The 24,197-nt window shown below is 55.5% G+C and carries 23 protein-coding genes and 6 tRNA genes; 1 reads left to right on the forward strand and 28 read right to left on the reverse strand.

Going from position 1 to position 24,197, the window contains the following annotated elements; translation table 11 throughout:
- Positions 1–68 precede the first annotated feature (68 nt).
- From HGBM_RS04540 to HGBM_RS04565, 6 genes are all read right to left on the reverse strand, one after another.
- Positions 69–145 (reverse strand) — tRNA-Arg (locus HGBM_RS04540).
- A 9-nt stretch (positions 146–154) separates the two neighbouring features.
- A tRNA-Cys gene (locus HGBM_RS04545) sits at positions 155–228 on the reverse strand.
- A gap of 4 nt (positions 229–232) precedes the next feature.
- Positions 233–308, reverse strand: a tRNA-His gene (locus HGBM_RS04550).
- A 28-nt stretch (positions 309–336) separates the two neighbouring features.
- Positions 337–410 (reverse strand) — tRNA-Trp (locus HGBM_RS04555).
- Between the two features lies 1 nt (position 411).
- Positions 412–488 (reverse strand) — tRNA-Met (locus HGBM_RS04560).
- Between the two features lie 4 nt (positions 489–492).
- Positions 493–583: transfer RNA gene (locus HGBM_RS04565), tRNA-Ser, on the reverse strand.
- A 285-nt stretch (positions 584–868) separates the two neighbouring features.
- Here HGBM_RS04565 and HGBM_RS04570 point away from each other — a divergent pair.
- Positions 869–1,555: an endonuclease/exonuclease/phosphatase family protein gene (locus tag HGBM_RS04570; protein WP_019119906.1), complete on the forward strand. Its 687-nt coding sequence runs from the start codon at positions 869–871 to the stop codon at positions 1,553–1,555.
- Here HGBM_RS04570 and HGBM_RS04575 read toward each other — a convergent pair.
- The 22 genes from HGBM_RS04575 to ybeY form a co-directional block, all read right to left on the reverse strand.
- On the reverse strand, positions 1,515–2,996 hold the full coding sequence (locus HGBM_RS04575) for an alkaline phosphatase family protein (protein WP_019119907.1): 1,482 nt from the start codon (positions 2,994–2,996) through the stop codon (positions 1,515–1,517). The genes HGBM_RS04570 and HGBM_RS04575 overlap by 41 nt on opposite strands.
- A gap of 116 nt (positions 2,997–3,112) precedes the next feature.
- Entirely contained in the window at positions 3,113–3,700 is a 588-nt protein-coding gene (locus tag HGBM_RS28760) for a TetR/AcrR family transcriptional regulator (RefSeq protein ID WP_019119908.1), read from the reverse strand.
- A gap of 20 nt (positions 3,701–3,720) precedes the next feature.
- Positions 3,721–5,217: a S41 family peptidase gene (locus HGBM_RS04585; RefSeq protein WP_019119909.1), complete on the reverse strand. Its 1,497-nt coding sequence runs from the start codon at positions 5,215–5,217 to the stop codon at positions 3,721–3,723.
- Positions 5,214–7,235, reverse strand: coding sequence for an S-layer homology domain-containing protein (locus HGBM_RS04590; protein WP_019119910.1), 2,022 nt, complete (start codon positions 7,233–7,235; stop codon positions 5,214–5,216). The genes HGBM_RS04585 and HGBM_RS04590 overlap by 4 nt, the downstream gene beginning before the upstream one ends.
- Positions 7,236–7,253: 18 nt before the next feature.
- The gene (locus tag HGBM_RS04595; RefSeq protein ID WP_019119911.1) at positions 7,254–7,757 is read right to left on the reverse strand and encodes a C4-type zinc ribbon domain-containing protein; all 504 of its coding nucleotides are present in this window, start codon (positions 7,755–7,757) and stop codon (positions 7,254–7,256) included.
- 10 nt (positions 7,758–7,767) lie between these two features.
- The gene (locus tag HGBM_RS04600) at positions 7,768–8,883 is read right to left on the reverse strand and encodes a Nif3-like dinuclear metal center hexameric protein (protein ID WP_019119912.1); all 1,116 of its coding nucleotides are present in this window, start codon (positions 8,881–8,883) and stop codon (positions 7,768–7,770) included.
- On the reverse strand, positions 8,859–9,593 hold the full coding sequence (locus HGBM_RS04605; RefSeq protein WP_019119913.1) for a tRNA (adenine(22)-N(1))-methyltransferase: 735 nt from the start codon (positions 9,591–9,593) through the stop codon (positions 8,859–8,861). Before HGBM_RS04605 ends, HGBM_RS04600 begins: the two co-directional genes overlap by 25 nt.
- A gap of 184 nt (positions 9,594–9,777) precedes the next feature.
- On the reverse strand, positions 9,778–10,917 hold the full coding sequence (locus tag HGBM_RS04610; RefSeq protein ID WP_019119914.1) for an acyl-CoA dehydrogenase: 1,140 nt from the start codon (positions 10,915–10,917) through the stop codon (positions 9,778–9,780).
- Positions 10,918–11,083: 166 nt separating this feature from the next.
- Entirely contained in the window at positions 11,084–11,992 is a 909-nt protein-coding gene (locus tag HGBM_RS04615) for a hypothetical protein (protein WP_019119915.1), read from the reverse strand.
- Positions 11,993–12,140: 148 nt separating this feature from the next.
- Positions 12,141–13,259, reverse strand: a complete 1,119-nt coding sequence (gene rpoD / locus HGBM_RS04620) for an RNA polymerase sigma factor RpoD (RefSeq protein WP_019119916.1) — start codon at positions 13,257–13,259, stop codon at positions 12,141–12,143.
- Positions 13,260–13,294: 35 nt separating this feature from the next.
- The gene (gene dnaG / locus HGBM_RS04625; protein ID WP_019119917.1) at positions 13,295–15,154 is read right to left on the reverse strand and encodes a DNA primase; all 1,860 of its coding nucleotides are present in this window, start codon (positions 15,152–15,154) and stop codon (positions 13,295–13,297) included.
- 190 nt (positions 15,155–15,344) lie between these two features.
- Positions 15,345–16,181, reverse strand: a complete 837-nt coding sequence (locus tag HGBM_RS04635; RefSeq protein WP_019119919.1) for a pyruvate, water dikinase regulatory protein — start codon at positions 16,179–16,181, stop codon at positions 15,345–15,347.
- A 13-nt stretch (positions 16,182–16,194) separates the two neighbouring features.
- Entirely contained in the window at positions 16,195–16,836 is a 642-nt protein-coding gene (gene ccpN / locus HGBM_RS04640; protein ID WP_026074206.1) for a transcriptional regulator CcpN, read from the reverse strand.
- Positions 16,837–16,970: 134 nt separating this feature from the next.
- Entirely contained in the window at positions 16,971–19,049 is a 2,079-nt protein-coding gene (glyS, locus tag HGBM_RS04645) for a glycine--tRNA ligase subunit beta (protein WP_019119921.1), read from the reverse strand.
- Complete coding sequence (gene glyQ / locus HGBM_RS04650; protein WP_026074207.1) at positions 19,042–19,929, reverse strand: glycine--tRNA ligase subunit alpha; 888 nt, start codon at positions 19,927–19,929, stop codon at positions 19,042–19,044. The genes glyS and glyQ overlap by 8 nt, the downstream gene beginning before the upstream one ends.
- 337 nt (positions 19,930–20,266) lie before the next feature.
- The gene (gene recO, locus HGBM_RS04655) at positions 20,267–21,022 is read right to left on the reverse strand and encodes a DNA repair protein RecO (protein ID WP_019119923.1); all 756 of its coding nucleotides are present in this window, start codon (positions 21,020–21,022) and stop codon (positions 20,267–20,269) included.
- A complete protein-coding gene (locus HGBM_RS29340; RefSeq protein ID WP_081590111.1) occupies positions 21,013–21,168 on the reverse strand; it encodes a YqzL family protein in 156 nt (51 codons plus the stop codon). Before HGBM_RS29340 ends, recO begins: the two co-directional genes overlap by 10 nt.
- Before the next feature lie 108 nt (positions 21,169–21,276).
- Positions 21,277–22,194: a GTPase Era gene (gene era / locus HGBM_RS04665; protein WP_019119925.1), complete on the reverse strand. Its 918-nt coding sequence runs from the start codon at positions 22,192–22,194 to the stop codon at positions 21,277–21,279.
- Positions 22,187–22,585 (reverse strand): cytidine deaminase, encoded by a 399-nt coding sequence (locus HGBM_RS04670; protein ID WP_019119926.1) that lies wholly within the window; start codon positions 22,583–22,585, stop codon positions 22,187–22,189. Before HGBM_RS04670 ends, era begins: the two co-directional genes overlap by 8 nt.
- Positions 22,582–23,277, reverse strand: a complete 696-nt coding sequence (locus HGBM_RS04675) for a DUF502 domain-containing protein (protein ID WP_019119927.1) — start codon at positions 23,275–23,277, stop codon at positions 22,582–22,584. Before HGBM_RS04675 ends, HGBM_RS04670 begins: the two co-directional genes overlap by 4 nt.
- 33 nt (positions 23,278–23,310) lie before the next feature.
- Entirely contained in the window at positions 23,311–23,694 is a 384-nt protein-coding gene (locus HGBM_RS04680; RefSeq protein WP_019119928.1) for a diacylglycerol kinase, read from the reverse strand.
- Between the two features lie 10 nt (positions 23,695–23,704).
- Entirely contained in the window at positions 23,705–24,184 is a 480-nt protein-coding gene (gene ybeY / locus HGBM_RS04685) for an rRNA maturation RNase YbeY (protein WP_026074208.1), read from the reverse strand.
- Positions 24,185–24,197: the final 13 nt, after the last annotated feature.

Genomic DNA, 24,197 nt, shown 5'->3' on the forward strand with positions numbered 1-24,197 from the left:
ATGGTCACTGAGTCCACAGGAGCTTACCGGTCCACGTATGTATTGATGTTTCCTTATGCAAAGCAAAATGGCGTCCCAGGAGGGATTCGAACCCCCGGCACACGGCTTAGAAGGCCGTTGCTCTATCCAGCTGAGCTACTGGGACTTGAATGTTTGGAGGGAGTACCCGGATTTGAACCGGGGATGAGGGTTTTGCAGACCCGTGCCTTACCACTTGGCTATACTCCCAAGATGGGGCGATCGATGGGACTCGAACCCACGAATGCCGGAGCCACAATCCGGTGCGTTAACCACTTCGCCACGACCGCCGCAATGATAGAATGTGGTGAAATATTCTGGCAGGGGCAGTAGGAATCGAACCCACACCAAAGGTTTTGGAGACCTTCGTTCTACCTTTAAACTATGCCCCTATGGTAGCGGCGGAGGGGATCGAACCCCCGACCTTTCGGGTATGAACCGAACGCTCTAGCCAGCTGAGCTACACCGCCGTAATGGCGGAGAGTGAGGGATTCGAACCCTCGCTACGCTTACGCATACTAACGGTTTAGCAAACCGTCCCCTTCGGCCTCTTGGGTAACTCTCCGCAATGTACACCTTCAAAACCAGATGGAATTCGCCGACAGCAAAACCATATCTGCCGAATTCCACCTCTTTTTCAAGGCGCATCTGTGATGTCGATATTTCCTTATTCGCCGGAGCGACATTTACTAATATAGCATAGCCTATGAAGTATTGCAAGAGGTAATTCGTGAAAATTTGCCTTGCAATTCTACTAAATATACGGGGTGCGGGCTGGCGCATACTAACAGGCAAGAAGCCGGCGCGGACGATGCGGACTTGTCCGGGCCAAAGGAAGGAGGACGTTCTCATGCTGCGCATCGTCAGCTACAATATCCACAGCGGCAAGGACCTGTTCTGGCGGAATCGGCTCACAGAAATGGCGCGTCTCCTCGCCTCCCTGAACGCCGATGTCATCGCTTTGCAGGAAGTGCACCAAAACCCCCGCTTCGGCTACCAGGCGGAGTACCTGGCCGAACAGTTGTCCCTGGACTACGCCTTCGGACCCGCCCTGCAAATTGCCGGCGGCTCCTACGGGAATGCCCTGCTGACCAGGCTGCCGCTGCTTCAGGCTGCTACCCTGCAACTCCCTGCCCTCAGGGAACCGCGCAGTTTATTGAAGACAACGCTCCTCTGGCAGGACACGGAACTGTCGTTTTGGGTGGTCCACTCCAGCTTGCGGCGAAAATGCCGGCACCTTCAGGCCGGCATTATCCGACGGGAAATTCACCGCGAAGCGAGTCAGCACCCCTTGATCATCTCCGGTGACTTCAATACCCAAACCCCCTCGATCCCCTCCGCTCTACAGGACTGCGCCAGAGAAAAAGCGCTTCACACGCTTCCCACCCTGCCGACGATTCGGCGCAGATACGATTTTGTCTTTGCTTCCTCCGCCTGGCGGGTATGCGACTACGAAGTGCTGCGGGTTCACCTCTCCGACCATTACCCAATCCTGGTCACACTACAGTTGCATGCAGCGCCAGTTCCTGAAGGATAAACCCCTTTACATCAACGATACGGGCGGGATACGGCATGGGGCGGGATGCGCCGGCGATCAGCAGCGGGACGAGCGAATCCCGTTTATGCAAGGAGCCGTGACTGCCTCCGCCCAAATGGGTAGGCGAACATGCGGAGAGAAACTCGAATCCGGGTGCAGCCGTCACCACAACAACCTGGATAGCTTGGGAAAAAAGCGCGCCGTACAGGCGTGACAGCGCATCCGGGTAATCGCCGTAATCAACGCCTCCTCCTTCGCTCTCCTTCAGGTCGAGCACCCGCCAATCCCCTTTGATGGTCCACTCGTTGCGGTAACAATCCCGCCTGTCTCCCCCTTTGCGAAAAGAGAGCGTCCGCTCTGTTCCCCCTTGCTTTACCCTTACCCACTCCGCTTCTTTCCAGGCGATCAGGTCGATCCGCTCGTCTCCCTCCACAGCTTTGACCAGCTTCGGCAGGACGCCGTCCGCGACGGGATACAGGTAGCTCATTCGCTCGTTGTTGCAGATGACTACTTCAACGTCCTCCTGCACGGTATCGCCCAGTTTGAGAATGGTAAAACCGCTCAGCAATTCTTCAAGCGGAATGTTGTGTTCCGGCCCGGGGCCAATTACCGTCTGCCCGTGGTCGCTGATAAAGAGAAAGATGTTTTGTTCCAACGCCTGTTCCCAGGAATCGAAGGTGCGAAGGAAGCGGACGATCTGCGCATCTACTTGCGACAGGTGCTCGACAGCCAAATGTGGTGTCTTATGCAGCTTGTGATCATTATCGGGCAGGTAGATCAGCGTAAAATCGGGCTGCTTTCCCGACTTTACCACCTCGATCAGGACGTCAATCGCGTACGGGTCGTTCAGGCCGTAGGAGGCTAAAGGCGATTGCGACCAGTTCCATGTGACCGGCCGAAAGATCGCGGGCTTCACCAAAGTGCCAAGGCTGAAAATGGTCGGCCCGCTCACCTTCTCACTCATGCGAAAGCCCATCACTGCATCCAGCAAGAAGGGCAGCTCCACTCGATGCTCTTTGTGTCCGCGGTGAGCGATCACGTTGATCGATCCGGAAGTGCGTCCCCTCTCCTCGATCTCTTCGTGAATGGTCTTCACGTCCTTGCTCAAATGACGCTCGTTCAAGTCGAACAACACGTTCCTCGCACAGTGCTCAATCCCGGTCTGAAGAACCGGCAGTGCCCCGTTCAAATAGTTGATGATCTTTTTTTCCACCGGATCGTACCAGATTAACCCTGGCACCTTGTGTTCATCCGGATATACGCCGGTGATCAGCGAGCAGTCAATCGAAGCTGTCATCGTCGGAAAGACGGTTACGCAGTCATTTATGTACTGCCCCCGTTCCATAAAAAAACGAAAGGCCCGCGCTTTTTCTTCGGCCACACTTTGTTCCAAGACATCTGGCATCATCGAATCGATCAGGAAAAGGAGTACTTTTTTCATGGCCTGCCTTCCTTTTTACGTTTTTTCCGGTTCGATTAGTTTTGGCAATCTGGTGACTTCTATACAAAAACACTCGCTTCCGCCAAGCGGAGAGCGAGTGCAAACGAAAACCCTGTTCACCTTTCCAGATTGTTGACGTAGATATCCGTGAAGTAGCCGGCAGCCGCTTCAAACTGGGCAGTAGGCTGCTTTGACGGTTCAAGCGCCCAGCGAAGGATCAGCCCGGAGAAAGTGGAAACCAGCAGTTGGCTGTGCAGCCATAGACAGGTTCCCGGTTTTAGCCGCCCGGCCTCCTCGGCAAGCAGAAACTGCTTGTGGATGTATTCCACCCGCTCCTTGTCCACCTGTTGCATGTGAGCCTGCAATTCGGGATACACAAACGTAAGCGACCAGATCTCCCGGTGAATCCGGTCCGTGATCAGCATTTCAAAACTGTCTTTGATGATCTGCCGGATGCGCTCCAGGGGATCGGGAATGGTCTCGATAGCCTTGATCATATCGATCGTCGTCTCTTGGTGAAAGCGAATGGCGACGCGGACGAGAAGCTCTTCCTTGTTTTTGAAATACCAGTAAAAAGAGCCCTTGCTAACTCCCAATTGTTCGCAGATTTTCTCGATGTGGACGCCGAATACTCCTTGCTCGTTGATCAATCTGGCGGTTGCTGCAATGAAGGCATCAAACAATTCGGGTCTCGCTTTCGGCATATTCTTGCTGCTCCTCCTGTCTAGTTGTTAACCCATGTGAGTGTCGTCCCTTTTTCCTGCTTGGTTACCGTCCATTTGCCGCCGGTCTGCTTCGCTTGTTCAAGAGGCACGTATTCTTCGCCTGCCTGCCGCCAGGGGCGATTGGCCAGGCTGTCGGCTACAGCTCTGCGGATGGCATCTCCTTTAAACAGCGGTGCTGTCGTATAAAAAGTGATCCCGTTTATCTTCACCTCGCCGACGTTCTCTTCGGCGATCACAAAGCGCTCGACGTTTAGCGAACGCAGCGCCCTGATGACTTGTGCCAGGTCGTCCGCCTCTTCGATGTCGGGCTCAAGCCCCTTGTGATTGACCACCTCGTGATTCGGCGTAAAGTACTCATGCAAGGTAATTTTCAGCGCGTCCCCGCCCGGCAGCGGCACAACCTGTTGGGCGCTGCCTTTGCCAAAAGTCCTCGTTCCGACCAGTTTGGCAACCTTGTGATCTCTCAGCGCTCCGGAAAGCATTTCGGAGGCGGAAGCGGTTTGGCCGTTGACCAGGATGCGGACGGGAAAGGAGACCTTCTCGCCGTTGCGAACCCAATTGGCTATTTCAATTCCGTTGCGATTGGTCGTGTACATCAGAATGCCGTCATCGATAAAGAGGCTGGCGACATCACGCGCCGAACTGATAAGTCCGCCGCCGTTGTCCCGCAAATCGACGATCAACCCTTTCAGTTCGCGGCCGCCTGACGTCAAGCTGGCCAATTCGTCGCGAAATTCCAGGCCCGCCTCTGAGCCGAACGTAGACAGTCCGACGAAACCGATATCCCCGTCAAAACGGGCACTGACTGCTTCCTGCACGGAGAGGAAAGTGCGCGAGAGGGAAAAGGAAATGGTCTTCTTCAGCGACGGTCGGTAAACGGTCAAAATCGACGTACTGCCTTCTTCACCGCCAAGCATCCAGTTGATCTCTTCCAGATTTTTACCCTTTACGGGCGCACCGTCGACCGCAAACAGATAATCCCCGGGCAGGACACCTGCCGCTTCTGCCGGGGAGCCTTCCAGCACCTGTGTGATCAACGTAACGTCGTTTTGCGTGCGAAGATAGATGCCAAAACCTACCGACTCATTCTCGACAGCCCCTAGAAACCGCCGCAATTCGGCTTCCGTAAAGAGGACTGTATGCGGATCCTGAAGGGTATCGATCATCCCCTGCGCGGCCCAGCGATTCAACGGCTTCCAGTTGAGATTCTGCTGCTCCTGCCACTGCTTGAGGCGACTGGTCAACTCCTCCAGCGTGTCATCGGCAGGATTGACCGGGTACTCCCGCTGACCGAGCCGCTTGATCTCGCTGCTTACCTTTTTCAAGGCTCCTTGAGCCAATTGTTTGGCAGTAGGCCGCTGCACATGGTTATCCAATAAATATTGAAATACCTCTTCCGTCTCCAGCAAAGGGGAAACTTTTTCACCGGCGGCATAGGCCCCGGAACTGAGCAGAACAAATACGAGGATGGATGCCAAAAGGGTTTTCAGTCTCATTTTGCTTCAGAACCCCCTTTCACCACATCAGCCGGGATCACAACGGAGGCAGCTTCCGTCGGCTCATACCGCTCGCTGCCCACATAGGGGACAAACTGATCTTCATCATAGATCTCCTCTACGTGCCAGACACGCTGAACCAGCATTCCCGAGTCATGATCGATATAGTATTTTGCTGCAAAATAGGGAATATTTGTTACCTCACCGCTGTTGCTGGTCACCTCTTTTGCCTTTGCGAGCAGCGCATCCGCTTCGATCCACTCCGTTATCACGTCGTAATCGCCGATTGACTGCACAAAGTACCGTGCCTTGAGGCGGGACAGCCGCTCCGTCGGTTTGATGTCCTCCACCCATTCATGCAGATAGTCGAAAGAATTTTGTTCCTGTTTGACCCATTGCTCCGAGTCAAAATCGCGGGAGTACACCGTATGTTGCGCATTGTCTGCATACGTCTCCAGCTTTTGCAGCACCAGTTTGTCGGGGGCGTGGTAATAACCCGTCGCGTGTGCCGTCTTGTTTTTTTGGTCGACTTCTTGGGCGTATTTGAACAGGTATCCGCCTACAAGCGCCTCTCCTTCTACCTTGTAGCCATCCCGTCCGTTCAGCAGTTCGTACGCCTGCTCCAACTTCTCCGCGGCGTTTTTTTGTGCATCCAGTGAGGCGAATTCCGCTTCGTAAAGCCGCTGCCATTTCCTCATGTCCTCATTATCTGAGCGCTTTGCCGCCGCCCGCAGCAGCTCCTTGGCTTCCTCTGTCCGGCCGCTGTCTACCAGGTAATACAGCGCGTTCTGCAAGGCGGTCCTGTCATCGGCCGCCGCTTCCTTATATTTGTCAATCGCCTTGTCCACATCCCCGGCCTTGACATCAAATGCAGCCAGGTACAGCGAGAGCACCCCTGCCTCCATCCCTTCCTTGGGCAGGCGGCTCTGATAAGTCAGCAGGCGTTCGCGAACCCGTTCAAACACCCCTGGATCGTCGTGCGCCATCATCAAGGAAATATCGTAGACGTTGACGACCAGCAGGTTAAACAATTCCTTGTCGGACATCTTATCCGCAAGATAGGCGTTCAACGCGGAAAACGCATGTTCCAGGTTTTCTTCATAGGAGGAATAGTAATCCCAGCTGAGATAGTAGTAAACGCCGGCCCTGTTGCTGTACCCGGACTGGGCCAATTTACGCAGCTTGTCGAAGGTGGTCTCGTCGTCATACCCCTCGCTGATCGCATCGACCGCCTCCAGATAGGCCTCATCGTCGGCCGAGCGGGCCTGCTCGTCATAGGTGCGAAACAGCGGAAACGGGTCGGTAATCTCCGCGATCTGCGGGAACCTCGTACCGTCAAGATCGAGCAGCGGCAAGACCGATTGGGATGTCATAAAGATTTTTACTTGTTCGGCAAGCTGGGCCGCCTCTCCCCGTTTTAGCGGGGCGCCAGCCTCCCCTTTCAGCCATCCCTTCGATTCCATCTCCTGCAAAGCGTCGGTCCGCCTTCCTGCCGAACTGCCTGCTGCAAAGATCTGCAGCAATTCGGCTGCCTCCCGATGCGTGATCACAGCCTGCGGTTGAAACTGTTCGCCGGCAAACAGCTGCTGAAAACTGCCCGGCCCGTACAAACGATCGTAGACGAGGGAAATTTCCAGCACCGGGTTGTACAGCCAGGTCAAACGACTTACATCCCGATAGGGCAGGTACGGCTCGTCAAAGCCTTCTCCCCACCCGTTCAATTCATCTCCGCTCATCAACGTGAGCGGGAACAGCAGCTGTTCCGAACGGACGTAAAGGCGGTCGAGCAGGGCCATAAATTCACCGCGGGTCATTCCCCGATCCGGTTCAAACGTCTTGCCTTCGCCTACTCCTGTCAGCAGCCCGTCCTCGTAGCTTTGCATAATCGCTTCTTTTGCCCAGTGCCGTTCAATATCGTTAAAGGGAAGTGACTCATCTGTGTTTTGTGCGGCTGCAAATTGGGGAACAGCCAACAGGCCGGCTAAAAACAAAGCCGATAATTTCCAGGGTTTCACCATATACTCTCATTCCTTTTTTCAGACAAGTATCCGGCCGCATTCGTCACACAAGACAACCTTCCCGTCCCCACCCTTGCGCCATCTGGCCAGATTGGACAGGGAAAGGGGCAAAAAACACCCCATGCACGTGTTGTTTTTCACTTCCACGATCGGGCGTTCCTTGGTTTCCCGCACTCGGTCATATTCCGCAAGCAGCGCCTGATCCAGGTGCTGCTCCCATTCCCACACGCGAAACTGCTGTTCCCGGACCGCAAGCTCCAGCTCTTGCCGCCGCTGCTCTTCTGAGGCCGAGAACCGCTCCGCTTCCTGCCGGGCCAGCCACAACTCCTGTTCCAGCAGCAGTCTGGCGATTTGCCGGTCCGGTTCGGCAGTCTCGGGCAGCGCATCCAGCTTCCGTGAAATCTCCCGGATCCGTTCGCGAAGCTCATGCCCTTCCTGACCGAGCCATTCCATTTCACGCTGGGACGCGGCTAACGCCTGGCTGGCCTGATGCCACATGTATAACTGTTTGGCTGTCGACATCTCACACCTCTTACACGAACTGGAAGGGGTCAGTATGTACCCGTGAGGCTACCACTTCGGTCTCATAACCCGCCGCCCTGCAGCGCTCTTGCAGAATGTCAGCCAACTTCTGCTTCATGATCTTCTCGATGTTGTGGCCGGCGTCAATCAGATGCAGCCCGTCGGCCTGTGCATCGTGTGCCGTATGGTAGTAGATATCGCCTGTAAGCAGCACGTCAGCCCCGCGAAAGGCTGCCTTGCCGACAAAGGAATTGCCGTCCCCGCCGACGACCGCCACTTTTTGTACCACAGCGTCAAGCTTGCCGACCACCCGGACCCCCTGCAGGCCAAAGCGTTCCTTTACGAGTCCGGCCAGCTCCCGCAGCGTCATCGGCTGCGGCAGTTTTCCCAACCGGCCGATGCCGAGCGCCTCTGCGGGCAGATCCAGCGGGTAGATATCATAGGCCACCTCTTCGTAGGGATGGGCCGCTTTCATCGCCTGGACGACCGCCGACTGCCTGGACGCGGGCAGGATCGTCTCGATGCGCACTTCCGCCGCTCTTTCCAGCCTGCCCTGTTCGCCGATAAACGGATTGGTCCCGCTGAGCGGCAAAAACGTGCCGGTCCCTTCGACTTGAAACGAACAGTGGCTGTACTGTCCGATCCAGCCGGCGCCAGCTTCCGAGATGGCCTGAAAAACGGGTTCCTGATGGGAGACAGGTACAAAGACAACCAGTTTTTTCAAGACATCCCGGGAAGTTTCAGCCAGCACCTCAAGCTCTGTCAGTCCGATCGCTTCCGCCAGCCAGTCGTTCATCCCGCCTCGGGCGACGTCAAGATTGGTATGGGCCGTGTAGACGGCGATGTCGTGCTTCAACAATTTTTCGTACAGCCTGCCGGCAGCCAGATCGGTGCGCAGCGTTTTGAGCGGCCGGTAGATGACAGCGTGATGGGCGACGATCAAATCCACCCCCAGCGCGATCGCTTCGTCTACGACTTCTTCGAGCACATCGAGTGCGACCAGCACCTTTTTCACCGATTTCTGCAGCGTGCCGACGTGCAGGCCGATCTTATCCCCTTCCATTGCCAAGGATTTTGGCGCCAATTGCTCCACGTATTGAATTACGGTTTGTCCGTTTGCAAACATTGGATCACCTCTTCTATCCAGTCCAATTCTTTCGCGACTTGTTCATAGCGCTTCCTCGTCTCGGGCCGCCTGGATTTGGCCAGCTGATCGAGAATCGACTTCCGCTTCTCCCGCTCGCGCTCCCACTTTTGCCGCAGGATCGGGGATTTTTTCTCCCACAGCCAGGGACCAAGCCGGAGCAGCTCTTCCGTCGAACGCGCTTTTTCCCGGTACGGGGCAAGCGGATCGCCCGGCTGGGCCACGAGAATCTCGTATATCACGCCGTCTTCCTCCAAGACGTCTTCAGCGGTCAACTGCCAGCCGTTGTCCAGCAGCCAGCGCCGGACCACTTCCTCGCCGACATTGGGCTGCAGGATCAAGCGCTTCACACCGGGAAGCTTCGCTTTGCCCCGCTCCAGGATGGAGGCGATTAACTGCCCGCCCATTCCGGCGATGCAAATCACGTCTGTCTCCCCCGGCGCAAGCACCGCCAGGCCATCCCCCTTGCGCACGGACGCGCGATCGGCAGCCGCCAGCTTGGCGACCTGCTCTCTCGCCGCCTGATACGGCCCGTCATTCAGCTCACCGGCGATGACAAAGGAGGCAAGCCCATTTGCCAGCAAGTACGAAGCCAAGAGGGCGTGATCAGAGCCGATGTCCGCCACTCGCGAACCGGCCGGGCAGTAATCGGCAATTGTTTTCAGCCGTTTTGAAAGCACAATGGATGTCATCTGCAAGTCACCTTCCAATGTGTCTATTCTACCCTATTTGCCCATAAATGCCCATGAGCAAAAAAACACAAAAAGCCCCCATAGGGGGGGCAATACCGGCTTGCTTCGAGCAAATTCGACGCTCGTCTGGGCGATCAGCCGCCCTGGTTTGTCAAAACCGGATCCGGGAGGCTTTCGCGGACGATCAGCAGCCAATCTCGCGGGCGATAACCGTGCGCAGGATCTCCGACGTGCCTTCGCCGATCTCCAGCAGCCTGGCATCGCGAAACAGGCGCTCCACCTGGTACTCCCGCATGTAGCCGTAACCGCCGTGAATTTGAATCGCCTGATGGGTGGCCGCCATCGCGATCTCGGAGGCGTAGAGCTTAGCCATCGCCGCTTCTTTCGTAAATTTGCGGCCGTTGTCCTTCATCCAGGCCGCCTTGTAGACCATGTTGCGGGCCAGTTCGATCTGCATGGCCATGTCAGCCAATTTAAACTGTATCGCCTGGAACTTTGAGATCGATTGCCCAAATGCCCGCCGGTCCCGGGCGTAGCGGAGGGCGCGATCGTACGCGGCCTGGGCGATTCCCACCGCCATCGCGGCAATGCCGATCCGGCCGCCGTCCAGGGTCACCATGAACTGTTTAAAGCCTTCTCCGCGCTTTCCCAAGATATTTTCATCGGGCACACGCACGTTGTCGATGATCAATTCTGTCGTATTGGAGCTGTGCAGTCCCAGTTTCTCGTAGTTGTCCAAAACGGTCAACCCAGGTGCATCGGTCGGGACGATAAAGGCAGTGATGCCGCGCGTTCCCTTCTGTTTGTCCGTCACGGCAGTCAAGGCGAGAAACCTGGCGTACGAGGCATTCGTAATAAAGCACTTGGAGCCGTTAAGCACCCACTCGCCGCCTTCGAACACGGCCGTCGTCTGGGTGCCTCCGGCATCTGAACCGGCGCCCGGTTCGGTCAGCCCAAAAGCCCCCATGCTCTCTCCCGTACAGATGCGGGTCAAGTACCGCTGCTTTTGCTCCTCCGTGCCAAACAGCGCAAGCGGCGCTCCGCCTAATGAGATGTGGGCCGAATAAGTGATGCCGGTCGAAGCGCAAGCGCGGCTCAGTTCCTCGACGACAATCGCAAAACTGATGTAGTCGGCGCCCGCCCCGCCGTACGCTTCGGGAAACGGCAGGCCAAGCAAATTCAGCTCCGCCATCTGGCGAAAAATTTCGACAGGAAACTGTTTGGTCCGATCCCGCTCGTCCGCCCCGGGAGCGACCACTTCGTCGGCAAATTCGCGCATCATCTTGTGCAGCATTCGCTGTTCTTCCGTCCACTCAAAATGCATGACTGATCCCCCTTCACACCATACTGACTGAGCGTTTGTTCAGTCATTTATTATACAACAGCGCTCGGTGGCTGGATACAACATTTTCGAAATAATCGGGCGATCGTCACTCAGAAGATGCAAAAGACGTCCCGAACGGGGAATGCCGCACGGGACGTCTTTGGAGTTACAGCCGCAGCGATCCGAGCCAGGTGCGGCGCGTCACAAAAAACACAGCCGAGCCGAGGAGTATTTTGATGAACAGCAGCAACTGGATCATATCGCGGGCCATTCCCGGGATGAAGAGCATGCACACCTCTGAGCCGAACAGAAAGAGCAAGCCGCAGACCGCCAGCACCCCCGCTGCCTGCGCGCGGCGGCGCCGCAAAAAGAAGCCGAGTCCGATCATCACCGCGGCCAGCGGTACCCAGTACAGCTGCGCCCGCAGGTAACTGGGGTCTGCAGCGATCAGCCCGAGGATTTCATACCCGTAGATAAGCCCCAGTCCGACCAGACCGCAGTACTGCAGATAAGCCAAGCGAAAGAGAAGGCCGGTGACATACCACAAGAGGCAGGCAGCAGCCAGGAACAGCAGCATCACAGGCAGGGATGCACCCGTTCTTTGCAGCAGGAAGAGCCCGCCTGCCGCCATTGCAAAAAAGGCAAGCGCCAACGCTATATTGGTGCCCGCGATCGTCCTCTTTCGCAGGATGAAGGCCAGTACATAAAAAAACAGGGAAAATATGGCGACAAATGCGATTTGCATTGCTGTGGGAAAATCGCTAAAATGAAAAGCAAGCAAGATACTGATAGCGGTTACAAACGTACCGATCAGCCAAACGAACGCCTTTGCCCGGGTAGTGGGGCTGTTGCCGGTCTGACCGTTTCCCTTCCCCGGCGCAAAACTGCCTGCCAGCTTCGCAAACAAACCGTTGCCTCTTTTGTCGCTTGCATTCTCACTGCCATCCTGCTGTATTCCTGTATGTTCGCCGCCAGAATACAATTTCAACAGAAAGATGCAGTAATGTTCTGGAAGCAGTTGCGTTCTTTGCCATTTTTCTATTTCGGCGATGATCACTTTCGTTTTTGCGTCCAAGCTGCACCCTCCTTTATCTACAAAACAATCGAAGTTTATACATTTCTCGTGTATAATGTTAGGTAAGATATGCCGCAGCGAAAAGCAGAAAGGCCTACGCAGCGGCAGCGACAGCAATACGTAGGCCGTTTTCTTTTCTATATATCGGTTATTCGAGGAAATCTTTTAAGCGTTTGCTGCGGCTCGGATGGCGCAATTTACGTAGTGCTTTCGCTTCAATTTGGCGAATTCGCTCGCGCGTGACGCCAAATACCTTGCCCACTTCTTCCAGCGTCCGGGTGCGTCCGTCATCCAGACCGAAACGCAGGCGCAGCACGTTCTCTTCCCGGTCGGTTAACGTGTCCAGCACGTCTTCCAACTGTTCTTTCAACAGTTCGTAAGCGGCTGCATCGGATGGAGCCAACGCCTCCTGATCTTCGATAAAGTCGCCGAGATGCGAGTCGTCTTCTTCACCGATCGGCGTCTCCAGCGAGACAGGTTCCTGGGCAATCTTCATAATTTCCCGGACTTTTTCCGGGGTAAGGTCCATCTTTTCGGCGATTTCTTCCGGCAGCGGTTCACGTCCCAGTTCCTGCAGGAGCTGGCGGGAAACGCGGATCAACTTGTTGATCGTTTCCACCATGTGTACCGGAATCCGGATGGTACGGGCCTGGTCGGCGATTGCGCGGGTGATCGCTTGGCGAATCCACCAGGTGGCGTAGGTGCTGAACTTAAACCCTTTGCGGTAATCAAATTTTTCTACGGCTTTGATCAAGCCCATGTTGCCTTCTTGAATCAAATCGAGAAAGAGCATGCCGCGACCGACATACCGCTTGGCGATGCTGACAACCAGGCGAAGGTTGGCCTCGGCCAGGCGCCGCTTGGCTTCCTCATCCCCCTGTTCGATGCGGTTCGCCAACTTGATCTCCTCTTCTGCAGAAAGCAGAGGAACGCGGCCAATTTCCTTTAGGTACATTCGAACCGGGTCATTGATCTTTATCCCTGGAGGTACGGAGAGGTCGTCAAACTCATACTCTTCCACATCCTCGTCTTTCAGCATCATCTCATCAACTTCTTCTTCGCTCTCATTGGTTACATCGACGCCTTGATCGCCGAGAAACTCAAAAAACTCATCGATTTGATCGGAATCCTGGTCAAATCCGGAGAGGCGCTCCATGATCTCCTTGTAGGTGAGCGATCCCCGCTTTTTGCCCAATTCGATCAGTTGTTCTTTCACCTGCTCGATGGATGCAGCTTCCATGTCAGGGCTGATGTGTTGCTTGTTCATCTACTTTCCCTCCTTCCCCGGGAATGTTAATGGGCCTACCCTTCTTTTAAAGCATTTTCCAATTCTAGAATCTTCATCCCTACAATGGCTGCTTGATTCTGAAGTTGTTTTTGCACATCCGCATCTCCTTCGCCGGCAGCGAGAAGTTCAAGTTTTTTCAACTCCTCCTGCAGGCGTTCTAACTCGGCGCGCTGCGGGTAGTTATTTACTTGTCTGATGTAGTCGCCGATCTCAATGTCAGATACGTCTTCCTTGCACTCCATCATGGCCAATCCCGAGGCTAATTGCTTAAGCTTTTCATCTTCTACATAATGAATAAAAAGTCCTGGATCTGCTGGGTGTCCCTCAGCATAGTACGCATATAAATAAGCGGCGAGTGCATCGTGTTCGTCGACTTGCAAGTGGATCTTGACCTCTGCTTGCACCCGTTCGGCAATGTCCTGATTTCGCATCATGTAATGCAGCAGCATGCGTTCAGCATTGTAATACGCGGGAGCCAACTGTTTTGCGAGCGTAAATTTGCCATTATTTATACTATTATTCCATGCTGGCGTCACTTTATCCCTTTGTTGATTTATTTTTTGCTGCTTGTACACTTTTTTCGCTTCTGCTTTCACAGCGTCAAGGGACAGGGAGAATTCCTCCGCCAGGTCTCGCTCGTACATATCACGCTCTACTGAACTGTTTAATTCGCTGATAATGGACAGCGCTTCTTGAATAAATTTGGCCTGATCGCTTTTATCTTGTAGTACGCGATTGGCGCGCAAATGTTTCAGGCGAAAAGCAGTTACAGGCATGGCTTGCAGCAGAACGTGCTGGGAAAAGGCTTCTGCTCCGTGTTTTTGGATGTAGTCATCCGGATCGAGCCCTGGCGGCAGCGGTGCGATCCGTACCGTGCAGCCAGTCTGCTGCAAAATGTCGACAGCTTTTGCCGTCGCCTCTTGTCCAGCCCGATCTCCGTCGTAACAGAGCAGCACCTGCTCGGCATTGCGGCGAATCACCCGGGCCTGCTGACCGGTCAGGGCCGTCCCCAAAGTGGCGATTCCCTGCTGGATTCCCGCTTGCCAGGCGGCGACTACATCGACATAGCCTTCAAACAAAATCGCCTCGTTGCGCTTGCGTATCGGTGAACGGGCGCGGTGAAGGTTGAAGATGGTGCGGCTTTTGTTAAACAGCGGCGTCTCTGGACTATTGAGGTATTTCGGCTGTCCGCCGTCCAGCGACCGTCCGCCGAAGCCGATGACCCTTCCCTGCGAATCGTGGATCGGAAAGATCACCCGTCCGCGAAATCTGTCGTAAAATCGCTGTCCCTTTTCGTTCTCGGATACGGATAACAGTCCCGCTTCCACCATTAACGGAAGGGAAAAGCCGCGCTTCTCCAAAAACTGCATGGTAAAATCCCACGAATCCGGAGCAAAGCCGATTTCAAACTGGGCAATTGTCGCTTCTGTCAGGCCGCGCTTTTGCAGGTACCGCATCGCTTCCATGCCGTACGGCGTTGAGGTTAGTACATAATGGTATAGTTTCGCCACAAGTTGATGCGCTTCATACATAGCCTGCTTTTCCGGATTTTCAGCCGCAGCATGCAGATTGTGAGTGACGGGAACCGGAATGCCCGCCCGCTCTGCGAGCTTGTGCAGGGCTTCCGCAAACGTCAATTGCTCGATTTGCATCACGAAGTCGAACACGCTGCCGCCTGCCCCGCAGCCAAAGCAGTGAAAAAATTGTCGATCTGCATTTACGTTGAAAGAAGGCGTTTTCTCGGAATGAAAGGGACACAACCCGACGAGTGCCCGCCCGCTCTTCCTTAGTTGAACGTATTCCCCAACGACATCAACAATATCGACTGCCGCCCGAACCCGGGTAACAAGGTCGTCCGACGAGGGACTAGACATCTGCATTTCACCTTTTTTTTAAGAGTGAGGATATTTATTTCGTCAGGATTCGATAAATTCCTCCCTATTTCGCAGCTTCTTTTTTTTCCATTTGGTGGCGAATGTAAGCGGCGATATGATCCCATTCGCCGCCTCGCGCAATTTGATTCTGTAAGTAATTCGACAACTCCTTACAAACTCCTCTTTTTGTTCAAGACTGTCCTTGCTTTAGCTTGTTGCGGCGGATGATCTCCAAAATGATGTTGGCCGTTTCTTCGACGGCTTTATTTGACACGTCGATCACCGGACAGCCGATGCGATCCAGCACCTTTTTGGAGTAGGCCAGCTCTTCGTTGATGCGGTCAATCGTCGCGTAGTTGGCCTGTGATGTGAGCCCGAGGGCCTTTAACCGCTCCGTGCGGATGGAGTTTAACTGTGCAGCATCTATCGTAAGCCCGATACACCGCTCCGGCGGAAGCTGGAACAACTCTTCCGGCGGCTCCACCTCCGGTACCAGCGGGACGTTGGCTACCTTGAAACGCTTGTTGGCCAAATACATCGAAAGCGGCGTCTTGGATGTACGGGAAACGCCGATCAGCACGACATCGGCGCGCAGCAGCCCGCGCGGGTCCCGCCCGTCGTCGTACTTGACGGCAAATTCAATCGCGTCTACTTTGCGGAAGTACTCTTCGTCGAGTCTGCGTACGAGACCAGGCTTGTATTTGGGCTGTGTGTGCAGAATCTCCTGCAGCGTGTTCATCAGCGGTCCCATGACATCTACGATCGGCACGCCTGCCTTGTCAGCCTTTTCCATGATGTACGCTTTCAATTCGGGAATCACCAGGGTAAACACGATCATCGCGCCGGATTCCTTGGCCGAGCTGACGATCTCGTCAATCGAACCCGTATCCTCGATGTACGGGTACTTGATGACGTCAATGAGATGGTTGTCAAACTGGCTTGCGACCGCGCGAACGACAAATTCGGCTGTTTCGCCAATCGAGTCCGAGACGACGTAGATCACTTGTCCTTGACGGTTTGCCTGCATTTCCATTCTCCTCCTAAACCATCGGCTCTTGGCCCAGTTCGACAAACGCTTTGGCTATTGTCGTTTTCGTCACTCTTCCCAGCAGTTCAAAATTGCGTCCATCCCCTTCCTCCGCTCTGACGACGGGAAGGGAATCGATCTGGAAGTCAATCAGCTTCTTTGCCGCGGCAAACAAACTCTCTTCAGGAAAAATCGTCACGATGTTGGGCATGCGGGTCATGATGATGCTGACCGGCATATCCTCCAACGTTTTGTTGCCGAGGGAAGCGCGCAGCAGGTCCTTGCGGGAGACCACACCGGCGAGGTATCCTTTTTGGTTGACGATAAACAGCGTACCGACGTCCTCAAGGAACAGCGTGACGATCGCATCATAGACGGACGCCGACTCCTGTACCACGATGGGCATCGCCTTGTAATCGTTCACCAAGAGTTTGTGCAGCCGCTCGCTGATGACGTTGGAAGCCTTGCGACCGGCATAAAAATAACCCACGCGCGGCCTTGCTTCCAGGTAACCCGACATGGTCAAAATAGAGAGATCTGGACGCAGCGTAGCACGGGTGAGATGAAGCCTCTCGGCAATATGCTCACCCGTGATCGGACCTTCGTCCTTTACAATTTGCAGGATCTGCTCTTGTCGCTTGGTAAGTTCGATGATGGATCACCACCGGTTCATTTGCTTGTCTATCCTAGTATTACTCTATTTAGCCGCACTTTTCCTGCTTTCGGGATGAAAAATGAAAAGACAAACGCCTCCGCAATGTATTCCGGAGGCATTGGTTCACGTGTAATTTAAGCAAAGACGAGTTTGGTGAAGTCGGCAAAACGCTGGATCTCCGCCGATACGTTGGCGAGCAGAGCCAGGCGGTTGCGGCGGACCCGCTCGTCCTCGGCCATGACCATCACGCTGTCAAAAAAGCCGCGAATCGGTTCGGAGAGGGAAGCGAGCACGGAGAGCACCCGCTGCAGTTCGCCGCTCCGGTACAAGTCGGAGACTTCGCGATGCACGGATTGATACGCCTGATGCAAGACGCTCTCCGCTTCCTCCTGGAAGCAGGCAGTGTCCACCTCGAATGAATCCGCCTTCTGTGACAGGTTGTAGGCGCGGTTAAACTGCTCGACCGTCGCCTTGAAGTCATCTGCCGCGACCGCTTCCATCAGCGCCTTGGCCTTGGCCAGAAGCTGTGTCACATCGGAGATGTCCGCAGCCAATACGGCGTCGATCACGTCGTAGCGAACGTGTTCTTCCTGCAGCACATTCTTCAGCCGCAGCGCGAAGAAATCAAACAAGTCGCGCTCCACTTCCGCCCCCGGACGATTCGCGATGCCCTGCTCCCGATAAGCCTTGAGGGCGAAGCCAAACAGTTCGGACAGCGGCAGGGGCCAGCCGCGGTCGGCGATGATTTGCACGATCCCGGCAGCCTGGCGGCGCAGCGCGTACGGGTCGGCTGAACCGGTCGGAATGATCCCGATGGAGAAGCAGCCGACGATCGTATCCAGTTTGTCCGCGATGCTGACGACGGCTCCCTCGTCAGAGCCCGGCAATTCGTCGCCGGCGTGGCGCGGCAGGTAATGTTCGAAGACCCCCTTGGCGACTGCCGGCTCTTCTCCGGCTTTTCGGGCGTAGTCTTCCCCCATAATTCCCTGCAATTCCGGGAACTCGCCGACCATATTGGTCACTAGGTCAAACTTGGCGATTTGGGCAATCCGTTCGGCTCGTCTTACCGCCTCTGCAGGCAAGGACAAGGCAGCGGCGATCTGTTTCACGACCTTTTGCACGCGTCGTACTTTGTCGCCAATCGTCCCCAACTCCTCGTGGAAGACGATCGACTCCAGCCGCTTGAGACAATCTTCTATCGACAGTTTTTGATCTTCCTCATAAAAGAAACGAGCGTCAGACAGACGGGCGCGCAATACCTTCTCGTTGCCGCGAGCCACGTTGTCGAGCGAGCGGGAATCTCCGTTGCGGACCGTCACAAAGTGCGGCAGCAGCTGTCCCGCCTTGTCTTCCACCGGGAAGTAGCGCTGATGTTCGCGCATCGAGGTGACCAGCACTTCCCTCGGAATCTGCAAAAAGTCCGGATGAAAACTGCCGGACAGCGCAGTCGGATACTCCACCAGATGCACCACTTCGTCGAGCAAATCCTGATCGATCGGAATGCGCCAGCCGTTTTCTTTCTCGAAATGCTCCAGCTGCTCCCGAATCAGCTTGCGCCGCTCCTCTGAGTCGACCATGACGTACTGCTCCGCCAATTTTGCGGCGTATTCCTGCGGAGTCGATATCTCGACGTCGCCTCCCAGAAACCGATGGCCGCGGCTGATGCGCCCCGACCGGACGTCGGCAATCTCCATCGGAATGACATCCTCGCCAAACAGTGCGACCAACCAGCGAATCGGCCGGACGTACTTCAGCTTGTGAGCCCCCCAGCGCATGTTTTTCGGAAAGCTCATCCCGGTGATGACCTCGGCGAGCGCCGGCAGCAGACCAGCCGTTTCCACACCGACCTCGTTTTTCCGGGCGTACACGTACTCGGTGCCGTTTACCTCTTTGAAGAAAAGCTGATCCGGTTCCACGCCGTTGCTGCGGGCGAAGCCGAGCGCCGCCTTCGTCCAGTTGCCCGCTTCGTCTACCGCGATCTTGCGGGAGGGGCCTTTTGCCTCTTCGCTCTGGTCTGCCTGCTTTTCGCTCACGCCGCTGACGAGCACCGCCAGCCGCCGCGGAGAGTCGTACGCTTTCACCCTGTCATAGGAAATCCGCTGTGCCTGCAGCCATTTTTCTGTTTTCTCCGTCAGTTGCTGGACAGCTCCGGCGACAAAACGGGCCGGCATTTCTTCCGTTCCAATCTCCAACAGCAGGTCTCGTTTACTCACTTTTGCTCTCCCCTTTCGCCAATAGCGGGAAGCCGAGCCGCTCCCGTTCGTTGTAATAGGTCTGCGCCACTTCGCGGGCGAGGTTGCGGACGCGGGCAATGTATCCGGTGCGCTCCGTCACGCTGATCGCCCCGCGGGCATCCAGCAGGTTAAACGTATGCGAGCACTTCAGGACGTAATCGTAGGCCGGAAAAACGAGATGCTGCTCCATCGCCCGCTTGGCTTCCGCTTCATAGGTGCCAAACAGCGAAAACAGCATGGAGGCGTCCGCCACTTCAAACGAGTACTTCGAATGTTCGTACTCAGGCTGGTGGAACACGTCCCCATAGGTAAAGCCGTCTACCCAGACGAGGTCGAATACGTTCTCCTTGTCTTGCAGATAAGATGCCAGCCGCTCCAGCCCGTAGGTAATCTCCACGGCGACCGGGTCGCAGTCGATGCCGCCCACCTGCTGGAAGTACGTGAACTGGGTGACTTCCATCCCGTCAAGCCACACTTCCCAGCCGAGTCCCCAGGCGCCCAAGGTCGGAGCTTCCCAGTTGTCTTCGACAAAGCGGATATCGTGGTCAAGCGGCTCGATGCCGAGCTGCCGCAGACTGTCCAGATACAGTTCCTGGATATTGTCCGGCGACGGCTTCATGATCACCTGGAATTGATGGTGCTGGTACAGGCGGTTGGGATTTTCTCCGTAGCGTCCGTCTGCCGGGCGCCGCGACGGCTCCACATAGGCTACGTTCCACGGCTCCGGGCCGATCGTGCGCAGATACGTCATCGGGTTCATCGTCCCCGCCCCTTTTTCCACATCGTAGGGTTGGACGATCAGGCAGTTTTGCTTGGCCCAAAAATTCTGCAGAGTCAGGATCATCTCTTGAAAGGTCATACTCATAAAAACTTCCACCTCCTGAATGTAACGCGGCTGCTCGCCGGAATCGCCGCACGTCAAAAAACCTCTCGTCCCTGCACTGACATGACAGTGCAGGGACGAGAGGTACTCCCGCGGTTCCACCCTACTTGACAGCCGTAATGCAAGCTGTCCGCTTTTGCTAATCACATGCTCCAGAACGCCCTTCGTCGGCATGGCTACCGGGCTTTCACCATCCCCGGTTCGCTTCACAAGCCAGCGGCCCACTACTCTTTTCTTTCGTCGCATCGCATCGTTATAAAGATTTATTGATTTATGATAGCGAAAAACCAAAATCATGTCAACTGCAAGCCGGTCAGGTCGGAAACAGTTTTTCCACCTGATCGAGAAAATGGCGGCTTTTCAGACGAATATCCAGATGCTCATCGATGAAACGGCGCATGACATGGCGCAGTTGGCTCCTCGTCGCGTCCCTCAGTTCAATCTCGCCGAGCCGCTCCAGGTCGAACAGTTGAAACAGGCGCAGCAGTTTCCACACAACCTCACTGACCGCGATCGCATGCGGATCGCTGGTGCGGCAATCCGGACAGAGCAGTCCCCCCTGGGTCACGCTGAACACGTACGGCTCCTGCTCCGCCCCGCAGCGGACACACCCTTGCAGATGAGGGCGGATTCCCGCTACAACCAGCATTTTGCTTTCAAAAATGCGGGAAAGCACTTCCGGGTCCTTCCCCTCGTCGAGATAGCGGTAGGTCAAAAGCAGCAGTTGAAACAGATAAGGATTGGCTTCGTTTTCCGGGGTGAGACGGTCAAGCAATTCGGCGATGTAAGCGGCATAGGCGGTGCGGAACAAGTCCTGCCGCAGGTCGGGGTAGGCATCGGCAATTTCCCCTTGCGACAAGTCAGGCATCCCGGGGCCGGGGCTTTTTTTGCAGAGAAAAAAACCGTGCGTAAACAATTGGGACACGGCGGCCAGGCGGCTTTTCGGCTTCTTTGCGCCGCGAGCCATCAGCCCAACCTTGCCGTGTTCTCTGGTGTAAACGGTAATTACTTTACTGGACTCGCCATAATCGGTACTGCGGATGACGATTCCTTCCCACTTTACAAGCATACCTGTGTTTCACCCGGTTCCGACTGGGTGGAATCCGCCGCTTCATCGATGACTGCCGCTGCTTCGAGGCAGTTCTCCCGATAAAGCAGATAGGCGTGGATGTCGCCGGTTGAAGCGAAATAGCGCCAAGAAAAGTCGCGAAGCATAAGCATCATCCCTTCCTGTTTCCGCTGTATCCACTGCTGTTTATAGATTCCACACCAGCATGTAGTTCTATGCCTTGGAAAACTTACCACGTATACTCCCAATCCGCGCTACTCCTCATCGAAAAACCCAAAGTTGCGCAGCATTCGCTCTTGATTGCGCCAATCCTTTTTCACCTTCACCCAGATCTCCAGAAAAACCTTATCGCCCAGCAGGCGTTCGATATCGACGCGGGCCCGGCGTCCGATCTCTTTGAGCATCTCACCGTTTTTGCCGATCAAAATCCCCTTCTGGGAATCGCGCTCGACGTAAATTGCCGCGTAAATGTACAACGTCTTTTTATCCGGCCGCCGCTTCATCTCCTCTACGGTGACGGCGATCGAATGCGGCACTTCCTCCCGCGTCAGATGCAGCACCTTTTCGCGAATCAGCTCCGCGACGACAAACCGTTCGGGATGGTCTGTCACCTGATCGGCCGGATAAAACATCGGGCCCTCGTCCAGTTCGTCGTAGATCGCATCCAGCAGCGCCTGGGTGTTGTTTCCTTCCAGAGCGGAAACCGGCACGATCTGTTTGAACGAAAGCAGCTTGCTGTAGTCGTCAATGATCGGCAGCAGCGCTTCCGGATGCACCTTGTCGATCTTGTTGATCACCAGGAAGATCGGAGTCTTCACCTGTTTGAGCCGTTCGATAATGTACTCCTCTCCGGGACCGCGCTTCTCGGTCGCGTCGATCACGTAGAGGATCAAATCCACCTCGTTCAGCGCATTCTCGGCCACGTTCATCATGTAGTCGCCCAGCTTTGATTTGGGCTTGTGGATGCCCGGCGTGTCGAGAAAAATGATTTGGCCCTTTTCCGTGGTATGAACGGCCCGGATCTTGTTGCGGGTCGTCTGCGGCTTGTTGGACATAATCGCAATTTTTTGTCCAACCACCGTGTTGAGCAAAGTGGACTTGCCCACGTTGGGCCGGCCGACGATGGCGGCAAAGCCGGATTTAAACGGTTGTTTTTCCTTGCGATTATCCACGCATATCCTCCTTGCTGAAAGCGCCCGGCAGCAGCTTGGCGACTGTAGTCTCAAGAACCTCTCCCTCTAAATTTGCGAGCAGCACCTTCATATCCGGAGGGCACAGCTCGGCCATGACCTGGCGGCAGGCTCCGCACGGAGAGACCGGGCCCGGCGTGTCGGCGGCCACCGCGATTGCCTGATAGGTACGGTCCCCCTCGGAAAACGCCTTGAAGATCGCCGTGCGTTCCGCACAATTGCAGAGGGAATACGCGGCGTTTTCGATGTTGCCGCCCAGGTACACTTTGCCGGATTCGCTCAAAAGGGCAGCCCCTACGGCAAACCCGGAGTAAGGCACATAGGCGAGCTTGCGGGCTTCTTTCGCCTGTTTGATTAACTCTTGATCGATCATGTAAGATCCCCTTCTTTTTTTACAGTGAGATGGATTGCCTGGGCAGGAGATGTCTGGGGTGAAACGACGCCAGCGGAGACGACGAACTTCAGCCCTTCTTCCACCGGGATATCCAGATAAATCACATCGTCTTTGGGAACGAGCACGAGCCAGCCGTTGGTCGGGTTTGGCGATTTCGGCAAAAACACGTTGACATATGTACGCCCGGTAAACGCCAGCGTCTCCCCCTGCGATTCGCCGGTGACGAACCCTACGGTGTACAGGCCCTCCCGCGGGTATTCGACCAGCACAACCTGTTTAAAGGTGGAGCTGCCGTGGACAAATGCCTGGGACACCTGCCGAACGGTAGAGTAAATCCCGCGCGCCACAGGGATGAACGACACAAACCGCTCGATTCCGCCCAAGACGAAGCGGCCGACGACCGTGCGGGCAAGGCCGCCGATCAAAAGCAGAATCACCACCACCAAGAGCAGTCCTAACAGCGGGACCCGGTCGTGGAACGGCAGTCCGAGAAACCAGATATGTCCGTCCTGCTGATAGGCCCAACCGATGGAAAGCAGAAACCGGGTCAGCCAGCCCCCCGCTGCCCGATCGACGATGCCGATGACCAATTGGATCAGGTATACGGTGACGAGCAGCGGCAGGATCACCATCATTCCACCGAACAGAGAGGAACGCAGTTGTTGCCACATGGATGAACCTCTACTCCTTTCCATTCGCCGAACTCAACCCATGAGGATTGTGGTTATTTTGTCCCAGAGCGGCGGACCAAACACACAGCAAGCGATCACGATGGCGACAACCGCTGCCAACAGGACGGCGCCGGCAGCCGTGTCTTTCGCCGCCTTCGCCTTTGCGTGCCATTCTTCGGTGACCAGGTCTACTGCCGACTCGATGGCCGTGTTGACCAACTCCAGCGACAAGACCAACCCGATAGAAAAAAAGACCAGCAAAACATCGCCGCGCGGAATGTGCAGCCACCACGCAGAGAGCAGGACGAGAACCGCTGCTGTCGCGTGAATTTGCATGTTTCGCTGTGTCTTCAAGGCAAAGACAATACCGGCGCAGGCCCAGCAGGCGCTGCGCCAAAAACGGCGCAACTCTTTCACGGGATAACCCCTACCTCGTCAAGCCCATTTTTTGCAAGACCTCTTCCTGACGGCCAAACATCTCTTTCTCCTCTTCCTCGGTCCCATGGTCGTAGCCCAGCAGGTGCAGAAAGCCGTGAACGGCTAAAAATCCGATCTCCCGCTCAAAGGAGTGCCCGTAATCCTCTGCCTGCGCCCGAGTGCGGGGAATGGAGATCACGATGTCGCCGAGCGCGTTGGGAAACAAATCCTGCTCCGCTTCGTCCACGAAAATCTCCGGCTCGTCTTCGCCCATTTCATTTAACGCGAAAGAGATCACGTCGGTCGGTCGGTCGACTCCCCTGTACTCGCGGTTCAGCTCGTGTATGCGCTCGTCATCCACCAGCGATACGACCACTTCACCCGAGACCTCTTCCAGCTCTGCGGCGGTCTGCAGGCACTGCTCGATCAATTGATACACCGCGGCGGAGATCTCTTCATCCTGTTCGTTGATTATCTCGATGGTCAACATGTTCACTCCGGCC

The organism is Brevibacillus massiliensis (assembly GCF_000311785.1).
GTDB classification, from domain to species: Bacteria; Bacillota; Bacilli; order Brevibacillales; family Brevibacillaceae; genus Brevibacillus_C; species Brevibacillus_C massiliensis.